This is a genomic window from Geodermatophilus sp. URMC 62, assembly GCF_052931475.1.
This window is the reverse complement of the sequence record NZ_JBRFHY010000001.1, coordinates 5,272,164-5,287,171: the sequence shown is the minus strand read 5'-3', so window position 1 is coordinate 5,287,171 and position 15,008 is coordinate 5,272,164. Positions and strand designations below refer to the sequence as shown.

18 protein-coding genes and 4 tRNA genes are annotated in these 15,008 nt (G+C 75.4%); 15 read left to right on the top strand and 7 right to left on the bottom strand.

The genetic code is table 11. The annotated features are described in order from the left end of the window. Positions 1–72: 72 nt before the first annotated feature. Complete coding sequence (locus tag ACU616_RS25385; protein ID WP_446761160.1) at positions 73–918, bottom strand: class I SAM-dependent methyltransferase; 846 nt, start codon at positions 916–918, stop codon at positions 73–75. Positions 919–1,131: 213 nt separating this feature from the next. On the opposite strand from ACU616_RS25385, the gene rpsA reads away from it, so the two are divergent. Continuing rightward, positions 1,132–2,595 (top strand): 30S ribosomal protein S1, encoded by a 1,464-nt coding sequence (rpsA, locus tag ACU616_RS25380; RefSeq protein WP_446761159.1) that lies wholly within the window; start codon positions 1,132–1,134, stop codon positions 2,593–2,595. Between the two features lie 199 nt (positions 2,596–2,794). On the opposite strand, the gene ACU616_RS25375 is transcribed toward rpsA, so the two are convergent. After that, the gene (locus tag ACU616_RS25375) at positions 2,795–3,064 is read right to left on the bottom strand and encodes a hypothetical protein (protein ID WP_446761158.1); all 270 of its coding nucleotides are present in this window, start codon (positions 3,062–3,064) and stop codon (positions 2,795–2,797) included. A gap of 154 nt (positions 3,065–3,218) precedes the next feature. Here ACU616_RS25375 and coaE point away from each other — a divergent pair, with 154 nt between their 5' ends. Continuing rightward, a complete protein-coding gene (gene coaE / locus ACU616_RS25370; protein ID WP_446761157.1) occupies positions 3,219–3,845 on the top strand; it encodes a dephospho-CoA kinase in 627 nt (208 codons plus the stop codon). 51 nt (positions 3,846–3,896) lie between these two features. Here the strand turns inward: coaE and ACU616_RS25365 are convergent. The 4 genes from ACU616_RS25365 to ACU616_RS25350 all read right to left on the bottom strand — a co-directional run bounded on the left by ACU616_RS25365 (position 3,897) and on the right by ACU616_RS25350 (position 4,715). Then, positions 3,897–3,968, bottom strand: a tRNA-Val gene (locus ACU616_RS25365). A 43-nt stretch (positions 3,969–4,011) separates the two neighbouring features. Next, positions 4,012–4,082, bottom strand: a tRNA-Cys gene (locus ACU616_RS25360). Between the two features lie 43 nt (positions 4,083–4,125). Continuing rightward, positions 4,126–4,198 (bottom strand) — tRNA-Gly (locus ACU616_RS25355). 67 nt (positions 4,199–4,265) lie between these two features. Beyond that, positions 4,266–4,715: an SsgA family sporulation/cell division regulator gene (locus ACU616_RS25350; RefSeq protein ID WP_446761156.1), complete on the bottom strand. Its 450-nt coding sequence runs from the start codon at positions 4,713–4,715 to the stop codon at positions 4,266–4,268. A 198-nt stretch (positions 4,716–4,913) separates the two neighbouring features. Here ACU616_RS25350 and ACU616_RS25345 point away from each other — a divergent pair, with 198 nt between their 5' ends. The 4 genes from ACU616_RS25345 to ACU616_RS25330 all read left to right on the top strand — a co-directional run bounded on the left by ACU616_RS25345 (position 4,914) and on the right by ACU616_RS25330 (position 6,989). After that, on the top strand, positions 4,914–5,504 hold the full coding sequence (locus ACU616_RS25345; protein ID WP_446761155.1) for a sigma-70 family RNA polymerase sigma factor: 591 nt from the start codon (positions 4,914–4,916) through the stop codon (positions 5,502–5,504). Beyond that, positions 5,501–6,415: an anti-sigma factor domain-containing protein gene (locus ACU616_RS25340; RefSeq protein WP_446761154.1), complete on the top strand. Its 915-nt coding sequence runs from the start codon at positions 5,501–5,503 to the stop codon at positions 6,413–6,415. Before ACU616_RS25345 ends, ACU616_RS25340 begins: the two co-directional genes overlap by 4 nt. A 14-nt stretch (positions 6,416–6,429) precedes the next feature. After that, complete coding sequence (locus ACU616_RS25335) at positions 6,430–6,891, top strand: TIGR02611 family protein (RefSeq protein WP_446761153.1); 462 nt, start codon at positions 6,430–6,432, stop codon at positions 6,889–6,891. 26 nt (positions 6,892–6,917) lie between these two features. Further along, positions 6,918–6,989: transfer RNA gene (locus ACU616_RS25330), tRNA-Val, on the top strand. A 50-nt stretch (positions 6,990–7,039) separates the two neighbouring features. On the opposite strand, the gene ACU616_RS25325 is transcribed toward ACU616_RS25330, so the two are convergent. Continuing rightward, the gene (locus tag ACU616_RS25325) at positions 7,040–7,588 is read right to left on the bottom strand and encodes a dihydrofolate reductase family protein (RefSeq protein ID WP_446761152.1); all 549 of its coding nucleotides are present in this window, start codon (positions 7,586–7,588) and stop codon (positions 7,040–7,042) included. A gap of 198 nt (positions 7,589–7,786) precedes the next feature. On the opposite strand from ACU616_RS25325, the gene ACU616_RS25320 reads away from it, so the two are divergent. From ACU616_RS25320 to ACU616_RS25280, 9 genes are all read left to right on the top strand, one after another. Then, entirely contained in the window at positions 7,787–7,999 is a 213-nt protein-coding gene (locus ACU616_RS25320) for a hypothetical protein (protein ID WP_446761151.1), read from the top strand. A 55-nt stretch (positions 8,000–8,054) separates the two neighbouring features. Then, on the top strand, positions 8,055–8,357 hold the full coding sequence (locus tag ACU616_RS25315) for a DUF1905 domain-containing protein (protein WP_446761150.1): 303 nt from the start codon (positions 8,055–8,057) through the stop codon (positions 8,355–8,357). 83 nt (positions 8,358–8,440) lie between these two features. Then, positions 8,441–8,821: an HNH endonuclease gene (locus tag ACU616_RS25310; RefSeq protein WP_446761149.1), complete on the top strand. Its 381-nt coding sequence runs from the start codon at positions 8,441–8,443 to the stop codon at positions 8,819–8,821. 52 nt (positions 8,822–8,873) lie between these two features. Beyond that, on the top strand, positions 8,874–9,425 hold the full coding sequence (locus ACU616_RS25305) for an MOSC N-terminal beta barrel domain-containing protein (RefSeq protein WP_446761148.1): 552 nt from the start codon (positions 8,874–8,876) through the stop codon (positions 9,423–9,425). 101 nt (positions 9,426–9,526) lie between these two features. Beyond that, the gene (thrS, locus tag ACU616_RS25300) at positions 9,527–11,584 is read left to right on the top strand and encodes a threonine--tRNA ligase (protein WP_446761147.1); all 2,058 of its coding nucleotides are present in this window, start codon (positions 9,527–9,529) and stop codon (positions 11,582–11,584) included. A gap of 14 nt (positions 11,585–11,598) precedes the next feature. After that, positions 11,599–12,159, top strand: a complete 561-nt coding sequence (locus tag ACU616_RS25295) for an HIT family protein (RefSeq protein ID WP_446761146.1) — start codon at positions 11,599–11,601, stop codon at positions 12,157–12,159. After that, a complete protein-coding gene (pgsA, locus tag ACU616_RS25290; RefSeq protein ID WP_446761145.1) occupies positions 12,159–12,794 on the top strand; it encodes a phosphatidylinositol phosphate synthase in 636 nt (211 codons plus the stop codon). The genes ACU616_RS25295 and pgsA overlap by 1 nt, the downstream gene beginning before the upstream one ends. After that, the gene (locus ACU616_RS25285) at positions 12,791–13,768 is read left to right on the top strand and encodes a phosphatidylinositol mannoside acyltransferase (RefSeq protein ID WP_446761144.1); all 978 of its coding nucleotides are present in this window, start codon (positions 12,791–12,793) and stop codon (positions 13,766–13,768) included. Before pgsA ends, ACU616_RS25285 begins: the two co-directional genes overlap by 4 nt. Beyond that, positions 13,768–15,000 (top strand): glycosyltransferase family 4 protein, encoded by a 1,233-nt coding sequence (locus ACU616_RS25280; RefSeq protein ID WP_446761143.1) that lies wholly within the window; start codon positions 13,768–13,770, stop codon positions 14,998–15,000. The genes ACU616_RS25285 and ACU616_RS25280 overlap by 1 nt, the downstream gene beginning before the upstream one ends. Positions 15,001–15,008: the final 8 nt, after the last annotated feature.

Below are 15,008 nucleotides of genomic sequence, written 5' to 3'. Positions count from 1 at the left end.
GCCGTCCGGTTGCGCGGCGCCCGGGCTGCCGACCGCCAGCTCGCCGTCCCGGGCCGAGCCTGGGCCTCGACCTCAGGTCGAGGGCCGGTGGGCGACCAGGACCAGCGTGCCCGGGACCAGGGCGCCGCGGGCCGGCGACCACTGGCCCCACTCCTGGGTGCGGCCCGGCGTCCACTCGGGCTCGACCAGGTCGTCGAGCACCAGCCCGGCGCCGACGACGGCGCGCACCCAGTCGCCGACCGTGCGGTGGTGCTCGACGTAGACCGTGCGCCCCTCGCCGTCGGTCTCGACGTAGGGCCGGCGGTCGAAGTAGGAGGAGACGACGCGGAGGTCGTCGGGGTCGGGGGAGTCGGGCAGCGGCCAGCGGAAGGGGTGGTTGACCGACGCGGCGAAGCGCCCGCCCGGCCGCAGCACCCGCGCCACCTCGGCCAGCGCCCCCTCGACGTCGGCGACGAACGGCAGCCCCCCGAACGCCGAGCAGACGACGTCGACCGAGGCGTCGGCCAGCGGCAGCGCGCCGGCGTCGGCCTGCAGCAGGGGGACCTCGACCCCGGTGGCGCGGCCGAGGTCCGCCGCCCGGGCGAGCATCCCGCCGGACACGTCGAGGGCGACGACGTCGGCGCCGGCCCGCCGCAGCCAGCGCGCGCAGGGCGCCGAACCGCAGCCGACCTCCAGCACCCGCCGCCCGGTGACGTCGCCGAGCAGGTGCGCGTCGGCCTCGCGCAGCCCCTCGGGGCACCACAGGAAGTCGACGTCGCCGAGGTCGGCGCCGTGCTCGGCGAGGTAGGCCGGCGCCGCGGCGTCCCACCAGCCGCGGTTGGCCCGCACCGACTCGGCCGCGCCGGCGCTGCGGCGCTCGACGCCGCCGGCGGCGGGGTAGCCGTCGGGGCCCAGGGGGAGGGCGGTCGGACGGATCATGACACGCCGATCGTGACACGCCGCGGGGAACCGGGCGGAGGTCGCCACCCAGGTGGACCCGCACGCGCCCGCGTCCGTACCATGGGGGAGCGCCAGAGGTCTGTCAGTGCTGTACCCGCAAGGGATCGGCGCGCGCCGGCTCTCCCCGCTCCCGCGGTCACCCGGCCGCGGTACCCCGTCCCTACGCACCCCCCGTCCGGAGCACTCGACCACATGACCTCCACCCAGGTCCGTCCTGACAGCACCCCCCAGATCGCGGTGAACGACATCGGCACCGCCGAGGACTTCCTCGCCGCGATCGACCAGACGATCAAGTACTTCAACGACGGCGACATCGTCGAAGGCGTCATCGTCAAGGTCGACCGGGACGAGGTGCTGCTGGACATCGGCTACAAGACCGAGGGCGTCATCCCCTCGCGCGAGCTGTCCATCAAGCACGACGTCGACCCCAACGAGGTCGTCAAGGTCGGCGACGAGGTGGAAGCCCTCGTCCTCCAGAAGGAGGACAAGGAAGGCCGCCTGATCCTGTCCAAGAAGCGCGCCCAGTACGAGCGCGCCTGGGGCACGATCGAGGCGAAGAAGGAAGCCGACGAGGTCGTCACCGGCACCGTCATCGAGGTCGTCAAGGGTGGCCTCATCCTCGACATCGGCCTGCGCGGGTTCCTCCCCGCCTCCCTGGTCGAGATGCGCCGCGTCCGCGACCTGCAGCCCTACGTGGGCCGCGAGCTCGAGGCGAAGATCATCGAGCTGGACAAGAACCGCAACAACGTCGTCCTGTCCCGCCGGCAGTGGCTGGAGCAGACGCAGTCCGAGGTCCGCAGCGAGTTCCTCAACAAGCTCGCCCGCGGCCAGGTCCGCACCGGCGTCGTCTCCTCGATCGTCAACTTCGGCGCGTTCGTCGACCTGGGCGGCGTGGACGGCCTCGTGCACGTGTCCGAGCTGTCCTGGAAGCACATCGACCACCCCTCCGAGGTCGTCGAGGTGGGCCAGGAGGTCACCGTCGAGGTCCTCGACGTCGACCTCGACCGCGAGCGGGTCTCCCTGTCGCTGAAGGCGACGCAGGAGGACCCGTGGCGTCAGTTCGCCCGCACGCACCAGATCGGCCAGGTCGTGCCCGGCAAGGTCACCAAGCTGGTGCCCTTCGGCGCGTTCGTCCGGGTCGACGAGGGCATCGAGGGCCTGGTGCACATCTCCGAGCTGGCCGAGCGCCACGTGGAGATCCCCGAGCAGGTCGTGCAGGTCGGCGACGAGATCCTGGTCAAGGTCATCGACATCGACCTCGACCGGCGCCGCATCTCGCTGTCGCTCAAGCAGGCCAACGAGGGCGTCGTCGGCGACGAGGAGCAGTTCGACCCCGCCGCCTACGGCATGTCCGCGACCTACGACGAGCAGGGCAACTACATCTACCCCGAGGGCTTCGACCCGGAGACCGGGGAGTGGCTCGAGGGCTACGACGAGGCCCGCGAGACGTGGGAGCGGCAGTACGCCGAGGCCCAGGCCCGCTTCGAGGCGCACCGCAAGCAGATCGCGGCGGCCCGCGAGGCCGACGCCGAGGCCGCGGCCGGGGGCAACTACTCCTCCGGTGGCGACACGGCCAGCACCGACACCTCCGGTGGCACGCTGGCCAGCGACGAGGCGCTCGCCGCGCTGCGGGCCAAGCTCGCCGGCGGGGAGTGACCGGCTGACCGCCTGCTGACGGTCTGACCGCACGACAGAGGCCCAGGACCCGCGGAGGGTCCTGGGCCTCTGTCGTGTCCCCGGCCGCGCCGCGCGACGCGGCGGCGGGGGACGGCCCGTCCGGCTTCCCCGACCGGACGGGCGGGCTCGCCCTCCTGCGTGAGCAGGAGGTGGCCCTCCTGCACGAGCAGGAGGGTCCTCAGAGGCTGAGGATGATCGCGAAGGCCGACCGCGGGCGGCCACCGGCCGCGGCCAGGGCCTGCCAGGTGTGGCGGCCGGCGGGAGCGGCGTCGAGCAGCCAGCGGAGGAAGGCGTTGCGGCGCGACGGCGTGGCCCCGCGCATCGCCAGCCGCTCCCGGACGGCGGGCAGGTCGGTCACCCGGACGCCACCCGTGCGCTCGATCCGGTGCCGGCCCGCGGCGCGGGGGCCGGCGACGACCGACGGGGTGGCGGTGCGGGTCTGCGACATCGGTGTGCCTGCCTCTCTCGGCTGCTGTCCGGCGGGGGATCGCCGTGGCGGACGTTATGAGCTGTGACTGGTGTGACTGCTGCGACGCGCCGGACGGGGCGGACGGGCGTTACCCGTCCGTGACCGGCGACCGGGTGCTGGCTACCGTCCGTGCATGCTGAGGATCGGGTTGACCGGCGGGATCGGGTCGGGCAAGAGCACGGTGGCCGCGCTGCTCGCGGCCCGCGGCGCGGTGGTCGTCGACGCCGACCGCATCGCCCGCGAGGTCGTCGAGCCCGGCACCTCCGGGCTCGCCGCCGTCGTCGGCGCCTTCGGTCCGGGCGTGCTCGCCGACGACGGCTCGCTGGACCGGGCCGCGCTCGCCGCCATCGTCTTCGCCGACCCCGAGGCCCGCGCGCGGCTGGACGGCATCGTGCACCCCCTCGTGCGGGCGCGGGCGCGGGAGGTCATCGACCGGGCGGCGCCGGACGCCGTCGTCGTCCAGGACGTGCCGCTGCTGGTCGAGACCGGCCAGGCCGGCATCCACGACCTGGTGCTCGTCGTGGAGACGGACCTGGAGACGCGGGTGGCCCGGCTGCTGCAGCGGGGCCTGTCCGAGGAGGACGCCCGTGCCCGGATCGCGGCGCAGGCCACCGACGAGCAGCGCCGGGCGGTGGCCGACGTCGTCCTGGACAACAGCGGTGGGCCGGAGGCACTGGCCGAGCAGGTGGACCGGTTCTGGGCCGAGCGCGTCCTGCCGCGGACCGGGGGCGCGGCCGGTGCGGTCCCCGGCGGCGCCTGACCGCGGAACGGAGCAGGGCCCCGGGTCGACGACCTGGGGCCCTGCTGGGGGTGGGCGATACTGGGTTCGAACCAGTGACCTCTACCGTGTCAAGGTAGCGCTCTACCACTGAGCCAATCGCCCGGATCCGATCTGCCGACCGGCCCGCTCCACCGGCGCGGAGGCGAGGTGGAGACGGGATTTGAACCCGTGTAGACGGCTTTGCAGGCCGTTGCCTCGCCTCTCGGCCACTCCACCGCACACACGGGCGCCGGTCTCGCGACCAGCGCCCGAGGTCCCGAGCGGACGACGGGATTCGAACCCGCGACCCTCACCTTGGCAAGGTGATGCTCTACCAACTGAGCCACGTCCGCGCTGCTGTCGTACGGGGAGAACCATACCCGACCCCGGCAGAGGGATCCCACAGGGGGTCCCGGGAGGTCAGCGGGCTCCCGGGTCGGCGCCACCGTTGGACAGCAGGGCCGCCAGCTGCTCGTCGACGTCGAGGGCGGCCGTCTCCTGGCCGGGAGGCACCAGCGCCTCGGTCTGCAGGAGGAAGGCCGCGACCGTCGCCCGCGACAGCTCGAACAGCGCCTCGCCCGAGGGTGCGCGCAGGTGCAGGTAGAGGACGTCGCCGCTGGTGCGCGCCGGCCACAGCCGCACGTCGCCGTCCCCGGCGGGGCGCTCGAGGCCGGCGGTCAGCAGCTCGCGGGCCAGCAGCCAGGTGATGCCGTCGTCGGCGGACCCCGCGGTGTCCCCGAAGCCGATGCTGACCGCGAAGGGGTCGCGGACCTCGTAGGAGAGGACGGCGGGGACCTCGGTCCAGGTCGTGGGACCGACCAGGTGCATCGTCAGGGGGACGGCGTGCCCGCGGGAAGCTCGGTGGGCCATGACGGGTAGAACGACCGGCGGGGCCGGATGTTGCGTGCTGCTCTCCCCGGGCGTGTCGCCCGGACGGGTGGTGCCCGGCGGCTCCGCCGCAGCGTGGTGAACCGCGCCGGGCCCGGTGCGCGAAGGCGACGTGTGACGATGGGAGCCGTGACGCGTCCGGCACGACGTCCGGAGGGGGACTCCGGAGACGCGGACCTCGTGGCCCGCGTGCGCGCCGGCGACCGGGGTGCCGTCGACGACCTCTACGACCGGTTCCGGCGGCCGGCCTTCGCCCTCGCCCGCCGCATCCTGGCCGACGACACCCTGGCCGAGGACGTCGTCCAGGACGTGTTCCTCAGCGTGTGGCGCGACCCGCACGCCTACGACCGCGCGCGCGGCAGCTTCTCCTCGTGGCTGATGGCGATGGTGCACCACAAGGCGGTCGACGCGGTCCGCCGCGAGGAGTCCCACCGGCGCCGCCGGTCCCGCGCCGAGGACGACCTGGCGCTCACCGCCCCGACCAGCGGGCACGACGTCGAGGACGAGGCGTGGAGCCGCGTGGTCTCCGAGCGGGTGCGCACCGCGCTGGGGGCGCTGCCCGACGCCCAGCGCGAGGCCCTGACGCTGGCCTACTACGGCGGCTACACCCAGCGGGAGGTCGCCGCCCTCACCCGGGCACCGCTGGGCACGGTGAAGACGCGCATGCTCGCCGGCATGCGCCGCCTCAAGGAGGAGCTCGGCACGGTGGCCGGTGCCACGGCCGGGGGCGCGCTCAGCGGCCCCACGGCAGTCGACGGAGGCGCGCGGTGAGCGCGGCCCCCGGGTCCCACGAGCCCTTCGACGAACTCGCCGTCGGCTGGGCGCTGCACGCGCTCGAGCCGGAGGACGAGGCCGTCTTCGGCGCCCACCTGCCGCAGTGCCCCCGCTGCGCGCGCACGGTCGCCGAGACCTCGGAGGTGATGTCCGCCCTGGCGTCCGACCTCCCGCCGGCCGAGCCCTCCCCGGACCTGCGCGACCGGCTGCGGGCCGCCGTCGAGCGCACCGAGCAGCTGCCGCCGCCGGCCGGGGCCGGCTCCCAGGACCCCGCCGCGGGCCCGGCGCGGGCCCCGCTGCCGGCCGGGCCGGCCGTCCCCGCGCCGCCCGGCCCGCCCGGCGGACGACGGCGCACCGACCGTCCCGCGCCCACCGGCTCCACCGCCTACCGGTCACCGGCCGAGGAGGTCGGGCGGTCGGCGTGGCGGCGGGTACTGCCCAACGCGCTGGTGGCCGCCGCGGTGGCGGCGATCCTGGCGCTGGGCACCTGGAACGTCGTCCTCGGGTCCGCCCGCGACGAGGCGCAGGCCGTCGCCGCCGAGCAGGCCGAGGTGATGGAGGCGCTGCTGCAGCCGGGCCGGGCGACCATCGCCCCGGTGTCCGACACCGACGGCCACTCGGTGGCCACGGTCGTGGCCCGCGACGGCCAGGTGCAGGTCGTCACGCACGGCCTGCGGGTCAACGACAGGAGCGACAGCACGTACGTGGTGTGGGGCGTGCCGGAGGGGGACACCGCCGTGGCGCTCGGCACCTTCGACGTCGTGTCCGCACGAACCGACCTCCGGACCGTAGGCTCCGCATCGACCGGTCTCGACGACTTCGAGACGTACGCGATCAGCATCGAGCCCGGTCGTCGGGCTCCGTCGGCTCCGACGGACGTGGTGGCGAACGGGCAGGTGACCAGCTGAGCGGACAGGACACCGTGCCGCCGCCCCCGCGGGGGCGGCCGGCCGCGGAGCAGCGGCGGGAGCGGGGCGCGCAGGACGGGCACAGCCTCCGGGAGCGGGTCGCCGGGAGCCAGTGGCGCAGGCGGGTGGCCGCCCGCAGGTCGCTGGACTCCTTCTACCGGATCGGCGTCGGCATCGTCGGCGCGCTGGTGGTGGCCGTCGGCCTGGTCACCATCCCGCTGCCCGGGCCGGGGTGGCTCACGGTGATCGCGGGGCTGTTCGTGCTGGGCACCGAGTTCACCTGGGCCGAGCGGCTGCTGGAGTTCACCAAGCGCAACGTCCGGGCCTGGACCGACTGGCTCGGCCGCCAGCCGGTCTGGGTGCGGCTGGGCGTCGGAGCACTGACGGCGGCGTTCGTCTACGGGGTGCTGGTCGTCACCCTGCACCTGGCCGGGGTGCCGGGGTGGGTGCCGGGGTGGGTGCCCCTGTGGCGGTGACCGTCTGGCATCATGGACGCCGCAGCGGGCGATTGGCTCAGTGGTAGAGCGCTTCGTTCACACCGAAGAGGTCACTGGTTCGAACCCAGTATCGCCCACGCGCACGAGAGGGCCGGACTCCCCGAGGGGGTCCGGCCCTCTCGCCGTCTCAGGCCGGACCGTAGGTCAGGTGTGCCACCCCGTTGCTCAGCGCCTCGACGCCGAGCAGCGACAACTTCTGCGAGGTGCCCTCGGGGAACAGCCGGATGCCGGTGCCCACGGCCAGCGGGTAGACGTAGAGGTGCAGCTCGTCGAGCAGGCCGTCGGCGACCAGCGCCCGCACGAGGGTGGCGCTGCCGCTGACGTAGAGGTCGCCGGACTCGCGCTCCTTGAGCTCCCGGATCCGGTCGGCGTCGTAGCCGCCGAGTACCTCGGAGTTGCGCCACACCGACCCCGCGTCGGTGAGCGTCGAGGAGACGACGTACTTGGTCGTGTCGTTGAAGAACGGCGCGCCCGGGTCGTCCTCCACGGTCCGGGTGGACCAGGCCGGGGCGAACATCTCGAAGGTCGTGCGCCCGAGCAGGATCCCGGACGAGGCGGCGGTCATGGCCCCGATGGAGGCGGAGAGGTCGTCGGGGAAGCCGTAGTCGACCGTCCACATCGGGACGTCGACGACGCCGTCGACGGTGGTGAACTCGTGCACCTTGATCGCGCCCATGGTGTGCTCCTCGCTGCTGGCCCGGCCGCTCGTCCCGGCCGGGGTGGTCGGTGTCGTCGGGGAGACCCTGGCCGACGCGGTTTCTCATCGGTACCGGGCGCGCCGTCCTGCCGGCAGCCGCCGTGGCCGGCGCCGGACAGGGGCGTCGGTCCTGACGGCGCCACCGCCCTGCGCGCCGACGACCGGCTGGCCGGCCGGGTGCTCGACCGACTGCTGGCGCGGGTGCACGAGGACGAGACGACGCCGGACCCGCCCGGCGACGAGCACGGCCGGTACGCGTACCCGCCCGGGGTGAGCCCGGGGCGCGCGCAGTTCCGCCGCTCCGTGCGCCGCCGCCGGCAGACCGCCCGCCCGGCCGTGGTGCTGCCGCGCCGGTACCGCGTCGCCGGCCGCCGTCCCCGGGACCGATGAGTCCCGGCCGCCCCGCCGGTCCGCCCTGCTGGCAGCCCGTCCCGGAGGAGGACCCATGAGCACCGACCGCCCGTCCGCGCAGCCCGGCGCGCTCGACGCCGAGTTCACCGCGTCCCTGGTGCAGAGCCCCGGCGAGGGCGGCTGGACCTACGTGCTGATGCCCGGGTCCGCCGAGTACTTCGGCACCCGCGGCCTGGTCAAGGTCCGCGGGACGGTCGACGGCGTGCCGTTCCGCAGCTCGTTCATGGCCCTCGGTGACGGGACGCACAAGCTGCCGGTGAAGGCCGACCTGCGCCGAGCCATCGGCAAGGCCGCGGGCGACCAGGTCACCGTCCGGCTGGAGGAGCGGCTGACCTGACGTCACTGCCGCCGTCCGCCCCGCCGTCCGCCCCCGCCGTCCGCCCCGCCGTCTGCCCCCGGATCGGGCGCACCATGGGGGAGATGGCACTGGACAGGGCCGCGCGCCTGGAGGCGGCCGTGGAACGGGACGGCGGCACCTGCATCTGGTGCGGCCGCACGCTCTCCGGGCAGGTGACCCCGACGACCGAGCACGTCGTCCCCCGGGTCAAGGGCGGCCCGTCGTGGCTGGAGAACGAGGTCGCGGCCTGCAGCCGCTGCAACGGCGCGCGCGGGCACACCGCGCCGGTCGAGTGGCTCGAGGAGTGCCTGCGGCGCGGCTGGCCGGCCGACGAGGAGCGGCTGGGCCGGGTCCTCGCCGGGCTCGCCGAGGCGATCGCCGTCCGCGGCGGCCAGCGGCGGGCCCGGCCCTACCTCGACGCGCAGCTGCGCCGGCTGCGCCGCCGCAGCGGGCAGGCAGCCTGAGCGCGGCCGGTCACCGGGGTGCGGTCGCTGCAGCCGCCGTACCGTGGCCGCCGTGAGCGCGGGCACGGTGGTGGCGGTCTCGGTCTACCCGGTGCGCGGCTGCGCGGGGACGGCGCTGTCGCGGGCCGAGGTCGGCCCGGCCGGCCTGGCCGGCGACCGCGCGTGGGCGGTCGTCACCGGGTCCGGGCGCCGGCTGCGCGGCAAGGACGCGCCCGCGCTGGCCACGGTCCCCGCCACCGGTGACCCCGACGCCGACGCGGCCGCCGTCACCGCCGCGCTCGGCGAGCCCGTGCGCCTCGAGCCGCTGGACACCCGGCCCGACGGCGGGGCGGCGGTGCACCTGGTCTCCCGCCAGGCGCTCGACCGCGCCGCGGCGGGCATCCTGCCGGCCGGCTGCGGCGCGGAGGACCCGCGCGCCAACCTGCTGCTCGACCTGCCCGGCGACCCGCCCGACGAGCTGGAGCGCGGCTGGGTGGGCCGGCGGCTGTTCCTAGGCTCGACCGTGCTGGAGGTCACCCGTCTGCCCCGGCACTGCCTCGGCGTCTACGCCGAGGTGGTGCAGCCGGGCACGGTCGCCGTCGGCGACGACGTCGTCCCGGCGTAGTCGGGTCTCCGGGCCGGGGGCGGGCGCTCGATACGCTGACCGGTGCCCGCCCGGTCCGGACGGACGCCGACCCGCACCCCGAGCGACCCCCAGGAGACCCCGTGTCCGCCGCGCCCACCCCCGCCGCCACCGCCCCGATCCGGGTGCCGGCCGGGACCACGGCCGAGCAGGCGCTCAAGGGCGCGGGGGTCGCGCTCAAGGGCCCCGACGGCGCCGTCGTCGTCCGTGACCTGGCCACCGGCGACCTGCGCGACCTCGCCTGGAGCCCCGCGGCCGACGCCGACGTCGAGCCGGTGCCGGCCGCCAGCCCCGAGGGCCGCGCGGTCATCCGGCACTCGACCGCGCACGTGCTCGCGCAGGCGGTGCAGGACCTGTTCCCCGGTACCCGCCTGGGCATCGGCCCGCCGGTCGAGAACGGCTTCTACTACGACTTCGACCCCGAGAAGCCCTTCACCCCGGAGGACCTGCAGGCGCTGGAGAAGCGCATGCAGCAGATCGTCAAGGCCGGCCAGCGCTTCTCCCGCCGCGAGATCGCCGACGACGACGCCCGCGCCGAGCTCGCGCACGAGCCCTACAAGCTCGAGCTGATCGGGCTCAAGGGCGGTGCCGACGACACCGAGGGCGCTGACGTCGAGGTCGGCGGCGCGCAGCTGACCATGTACGACAACCTCGACGCCCGCACCGGCGAGCGGGTGTGGACCGACCTGTGCCGCGGCCCGCACCTGCCGCGCACCTCGGGCATCCCGGCGTTCAGCCTGACCCGGTCGGCGGCGGCCTACTGGCGGGGCAGCGAGAAGAACCCGCAGCTGCAGCGCGTGTACGGCACCGCGTGGGAGAGCCGCGAGGCGCACAAGGCCCACCTGGAGCAGGTGGCCGAGGCCGAGCGCCGCGACCACCGCCGGCTGGGTGCCGAGCTGGACCTGTTCAGCTTCCCCGACGAGATCGGCTCGGGCCTGGCGGTGTTCCACCCCAAGGGCGGCGTCGTCCGCCGCGAGCTGGAGGCCTACAGCCGGCAGCGGCACGAGGAGGCCGGGTACTCCTTCGTCAACACCCCGCACATCACCAAGGGCCGGCTGTTCGAGATCTCCGGCCACCTCGACTGGTACGCCGAGGGCATGTACCCGCCCATGCAGCTCGACGAGGAGCGCGACGCCGACGGCGCCGTGCGCCGGCAGGGGCAGGACTACTACCTCAAGCCGATGAACTGCCCGATGCACAACCTGGTGTTCGGGTCGCGCGGCCGGTCCTACCGGGAGCTGCCGCTGCGGCTGTTCGAGTTCGGCACCGTCTACCGGTACGAGAAGTCCGGCGTGATCCACGGGCTGACCCGCGCCCGCGGCTTCACCCAGGACGACGCGCACATCTACTGCACCCCCGAGCAGATGCCCGGGGAGCTGCGCGGCCTGCTGGACTTCGTGCTCGGCCTGCTCGCCGACTACGGCCTGTCCGACTTCTACCTGGAGCTCTCGACCCGGAACCCGGACAAGTCGGTCGGCTCCGACGAGAGCTGGGAGGTGGCCACCGAGGCGCTGCGCCGGGCGGCGCTGGACTCCGGCCTCGAGCTGGTGCCCGACCCGGGCGGCGCGGCGTTCTACGGCCCGAAGATCTCCGTGCAGGCGCGCGACGCGATCGGCCGCAGCTGGCAGATGTCGACCATCCAGGTCGACTTCAACCTGCCGGAGCGCTTCGGCCTGGAGTACACCGCCGCCGACGGGTCGCGGCAGCGGCCGGTCATGCTGCACCGCGCCCTGTTCGGCTCGATCGAGCGCTTCTTCGCCGTCCTCACCGAGCACTACGCGGGCGCGTTCCCGGCGTGGCTGGCGCCGGTGCAGGTGGTCGGCATCCCGGTCACCGACGACCAGGTCGGCTACCTGACCGACGTGGCGCTGCGGCTGCGGGAGCGCGGCATCCGGGTCGAGGTCGACGACTCCGACGACCGCATGCAGAAGAAGATCCGCACCGCCGCCAAGCAGAAGGTGCCCTTCGTGCTCATCGCCGGGGCCACCGACGCCGAGGCCGGTGCGGTCTCCTTCCGCTTCCGCGACGGCAGCCAGCGCAACGGGGTGCCGGTGGAGCAGGCCGTCGACGCCGTCGCCGCGTGGGTGGCCGCCCGCCACAACGCCGACCCCACCGCCGAGAGCCCGTTGGGGCCGGCGTGAGCACCGGCCCGGAGGTGAGCTTCTCGGTCCCCGTCTCCAGCGACGACGGCGGCCCGGCGGCCGTCTTCGAGCACCTGTGGACGCCGTACCGGATGGCCTACATCCGCGGGTCGGGCAAGCCGACCGGCGAGCACGACTGCCCGTTCTGCCTCATCCCGGCCATGACCGACGAGGACGGGCTGGTCGTCGCCCGGGGCGAGACCGTCTTCGCCGTCCTCAACCTCTACCCGTACAACGCCGGACACCTCATGGTGGTCCCGTACCGGCACGTGCCCGACTACACCGACCTCACCGACGCCGAGGTCGCCGAGCTGGGCGCGTTCACGCAGACGGCGATGCGGGTGGTGCGGCAGGTGACCGGCGCGCACGGCTTCAACATCGGGATGAACCAGGGGGCGGTGGCCGGCGCCGGCATCGCCGACCACCTGCACCAGCACGCGGTGCCGCGCTGGGGCGGCGACACCAACTTCATGCCGGTCATCGGCCTGACGCGGGTATTGCCGCAGGTGCTGGCCGAGACCCGCGCGCTGCTGGCCCAGAGCTGGCCGGCGGCCGCCGCGCCGCGGGGGGCCTGATGCTGGGCTCGGGTGCCCGCGCCGCCGTCGGCCGGTTCTGGGCGCCGGTGGTCACCCGGCTGGCCCGGGCCGGGGTGACCCCGGACATGGTCACCCTCACCGGCACCCTCGGCGCGATCGCCGGCGCGGTGCTGCTCGTCGCGCACGGGCAGCTGTTCTGGGGCGCGTTCACCGTCACGGTCTTCGTGCTGCTCGACATGCTCGACGGCGCCCTCGCCCGCGCCCGCGGCGGCGGCTCGGCGTTCGGCGCGGTGCTGGACTCCACCTGCGACCGGGCCGTCGACGCCGCCGTCTTCGGTGGTCTGGTGTGGTGGTACACCGGCGACGGCGGGAACCGGCTGCTCGCCCTGCTCGCCCTCGTCGGGCTCGTCCTCGGCGTGCTGACCAGCTACACCAAGGCCCGCGCCGAGGGTGTCGGCATCCCCTGCGACGTCGGGCTGGTGGAGCGCACCGAGCGGCTGATCCTGGTGCTCGCCGGCACGGGTCTGACCGGCCTCGGCCTGCCCTACGCCGTCGACGTCGGCCTGTGGCTGCTCGTCGTCGGCGGGGCGGTGACGGTGGTGCAGCGGGTGGTCGCCGTCCACCGCGGTGCCCGGGGGAAGGCGGCGCCGGCGGCGTCGACGCCGGCGCGGTGAGCGGCGAGCGCGCCGGCACCACCGCCCCCGGCCGTGCCGGTGCCCGGGTCGCCGCCCGGGTCGCCGACCGGCTCACCGACCTCGGGTACGCGGCCGGCTGGCAGGCCGTGCAGCGGCTGCCCGAGCCGCTGGCGCGCGGCGCCTTCGACGCCGGCGGCCGGTGGGCGGCCGGCCGCGACGGCCGCGGCGTGCGCCAGCTGCGGGCCAACCTGCGGGTGGCCACCGGGGGGCGGCTCGCCGACGACGAGCTCGCCGAGCTCACCGTCCGCGCGCTGCGCTCCTACGCCCGCTACTGGCAGGAGGCCTTCCGCCTGCCGCGGCTGCCCCGCCGGCGGATCGTGGCCGAGACCGTCAGCTCCGGCGTCGAGCACTTCGAGCGGGCGCGGGAGGAGGGCCGCGGCGTCGTCGTCGCCCTGCCGCACAGCGGCAACTGGGACGCCGCGGGGGTGTGGCTCGTCGACTGGCTCGGCGGGCCGTTCACGACCGTCGCCGAACGGCTGCGACCGGAGTCGCTCTACCGGCGGTTCCTGGAGTACCGGGAGTCCCTCGGCATCCGGGTGCTGCCGCTGACCGGGGGAGAGCAACCGAGCTCCGCCGTCCTCCGGGAGGAGCTGGCCGGCGGGGGTTTCACCTGCCTGGTCGCCGACCGCGACCTCGGGCCCGGCGGCGTCCCGGTGGAGCTGTTCGGCCGGCCGACGACGATGCCCGCCGGCCCCGCGCTGCTGGCCGCCCGGACCGGGGCCGCCCTGCACCCGGCGATCTGCCGCTTCACCGACCGCGGCTGGGAGTTCGCCGTCCGGCCCGAGGTGCGCGTCGACGGGCCGGGCCGGCTGCGCGACCGGGTCGCCGCGGGCACGCAGGGCGTCGCCGACGCCTTCACCCGCGACCTCGCCGTCCGCCCCGAGGACTGGCACGTGCCGGGCCGGGTCTGGGCCGACGTGCCGCCCGACCCGCCGACGGGGAGGCGCGGCTGATGCGGATCGGCCTGGTCTGCCCCTACCAGTGGGACGTCCCCGGCGGCGTCCAGTACCACGTGCGCGACCTCGCCGAGACGCTGCGCGGCCTGGGCCACCACGTGGAGGTGCTCACCCCGGCCGAGCACGAGGAGTCGCTCACCGACCCCTGGATCACCTTCGCCGGGCGCACCGTCCCCATCCCCTACAACGGCTCGATGGCCAGCGTCCAGTTCGGGCCGGTGTCGGCCACCCGGGTCCGCCGCTGGCTGCGCGAGGGGCACTTCGACGTCGTCCACGTGCACGACCCGGCGCCGCCGTCGATCGGCCTGCTCGTCTGCATGATCGCCACCGGGCCGATCGTGGCCACCTTCCACGCCGCCACGGTGCGCTCGAAGTGGCTGGCCGCCTGGGGGCCGGTCGTGCGCCCCTGGCTGGAGAAGATCTCCGGGCGGATCGCCGTGTCCGACTTCGCCCGCCGGGTGCAGGTCGAGCACCTGGGCGGCGACGCGGTGATCGTCCCCAACGGCGTCCACGTCGCCCCCTTCGCCGAGGGGCCCTGCCTGCCCGGCACCGCCCGCGGCGTCGACGGGCCGACCATCGGGTTCCTCGGCCGCTACGACGAGCCGCGCAAGGGCCTGCCGGTGCTGCTGGAGGCCATGCGGACCGTCGTCCGCGAGCACCCCGGCGCGCGGCTGCTGGTCGCCGGCCGCGGTGACCCCGACGCGCTGCACGAGGCCGTGGCCGAGAACCTGCGGCCGCACGTCGCGCTGCTCGGGGAGGTCTCCGAGACCGACAAGGCCGCGTTCCTGCGCTCGGTCGACGTCTACTGCGCGCCCAACCTGCTGGGCGAGTCCTTCGGTGTGGTCCTCATCGAGGCGATGGCCGCCGGCGCGCCGATCGTGGCCAGCGACCTCGACGCCTTCGCCCGGGTGCTCGAGGACGGCACGGCCGGCGTGCTCGTCCGCCGGGGCGACAGCGGCGCGCTGGCGCGGGCGCTGTCGGACCTGCTCGCCGACCCCGCCCGCCGGGCCGCCCTGTCGGCCACCGGACGGGAGGTGGCCGCCGGCTACGACTGGCAGGTGGTGGCGCGCCGGGTGCTCGCCGTCTACGAGACCGTCGTCCTGCCCGGCTCCGGCGCGGTCACCGCCGCCGACGAGGAGGGGGAGGAGCTGCCCGCCGCGACCGGCACGGCGGGCGGTGTCGACGACGCGGGAGCGTGGCCGTCCCTGCTGCGGAGGGTCCGCCGCTAGCGTGGTCG

Bases quoted from the DNA above. Each gene is read 5' to 3' on its own strand.
- coaE (WP_446761157.1), top strand. From the start codon at position 3,219: ATGCTGAGGATCGGGTTGACCGGCGGGATCGGGTCGGGCAAGAGCACG.
- ACU616_RS25350 (WP_446761156.1), bottom strand. From the start codon at position 4,715: ATGGCCCACCGAGCTTCCCGCGGGCACGCCGTCCCCCTGACGATGCAC.
- ACU616_RS25385 (WP_446761160.1), bottom strand. From the start codon at position 918: ATGATCCGTCCGACCGCCCTCCCCCTGGGCCCCGACGGCTACCCCGCC.
- ACU616_RS25375 (WP_446761158.1), bottom strand. From the start codon at position 3,064: ATGTCGCAGACCCGCACCGCCACCCCGTCGGTCGTCGCCGGCCCCCGC.
- ACU616_RS25325 (WP_446761152.1), bottom strand. From the start codon at position 7,588: ATGGGCGCGATCAAGGTGCACGAGTTCACCACCGTCGACGGCGTCGTC.
- pgsA (WP_446761145.1), top strand. From the start codon at position 12,159: ATGCTGGGCTCGGGTGCCCGCGCCGCCGTCGGCCGGTTCTGGGCGCCG.
- ACU616_RS25280 (WP_446761143.1), top strand. From the start codon at position 13,768: ATGCGGATCGGCCTGGTCTGCCCCTACCAGTGGGACGTCCCCGGCGGC.
- ACU616_RS25315 (WP_446761150.1), top strand. From the start codon at position 8,055: ATGAGCACCGACCGCCCGTCCGCGCAGCCCGGCGCGCTCGACGCCGAG.
- rpsA (WP_446761159.1), top strand. From the start codon at position 1,132: ATGACCTCCACCCAGGTCCGTCCTGACAGCACCCCCCAGATCGCGGTG.
- ACU616_RS25310 (WP_446761149.1), top strand. From the start codon at position 8,441: ATGGCACTGGACAGGGCCGCGCGCCTGGAGGCGGCCGTGGAACGGGAC.